The 740-nt window shown below is 62.6% G+C and carries 1 protein-coding gene; it reads right to left on the reverse strand.

Going from position 1 to position 740, the window contains the following annotated elements; translation table 11 throughout:
- A partial coding sequence (gene istA, locus G3T14_RS24460; protein ID WP_163645046.1) for an IS21 family transposase occupies positions 1–695 on the reverse strand: 695 nt, incomplete at its 3' end.
- Positions 696–740 lie beyond the last annotated feature (45 nt).

Raw genomic sequence — 740 nt, forward strand, 5'->3', positions numbered from 1 at the left:
CAGAAGGTTGTGTCGAACAGATAGTGGCTCGCCATAGCGGCAAAGCGCCCGTTCACCTGCCGAGCCTTGCCGGACCTCACCCGATCCACGGCCGTCTTCATGTTGTCGTAGATGCCACGCCCCGGGATGCCTCCCAGCACGCGGAAGGCATGGAAGTGCGCGTCGAACAGCATCTCGTGGGTCTGAAGCGGATACGCCCGCACGACGAAGACCCGACTATGTGACAGCTTGGTGTGAGCGACCTGAAGCTTGACGCGCTCGCCCCCGAGAACCGCCCAGTCCTCACTCCAGTCGAATTGGAACGCCTCCCCTGGCGCGAAGACCAGAGGAACGAACGTTCCCCGTCCCGTGGTCTGCTGCTGGGTCTGCCGGTCTTCTTTCCAACGGCGGATGAAAGCTGCGACGCGACCATAGGAGCCGTCATAGCCTAGAAGAACCAGATCGGTGTGCATCTGCCGCGCCGTGCGCCGCTGCTTGCGTGATCGACTCGCCTCTGTCTTCAGCCAGTCCGACAGCTTCGCGGCGAACAGGTCCAACTTACTGGGCCGCTCCGGCGCTCGGTAGAGCGGCTCCTTCTCATCCGACCGCAGGTACTTGCGGATCGTGTTGCGCGACAATCCTGTGCGCCGCGAAATCTCCCGGATCGGCATCCCTTCTCGGAACGCCCAGCGCCGGATCACACTCAATAACGCCATGTCGATCACTCCATGACCCCCCGACCAAAAGCCAGGGGTGGGTTC

Origin of the sequence: Methylobacterium sp. BTF04 (genome assembly GCF_010692745.1) — a bacterium.
Classification (GTDB): domain Bacteria; phylum Pseudomonadota; class Alphaproteobacteria; order Rhizobiales; family Beijerinckiaceae; genus Methylobacterium.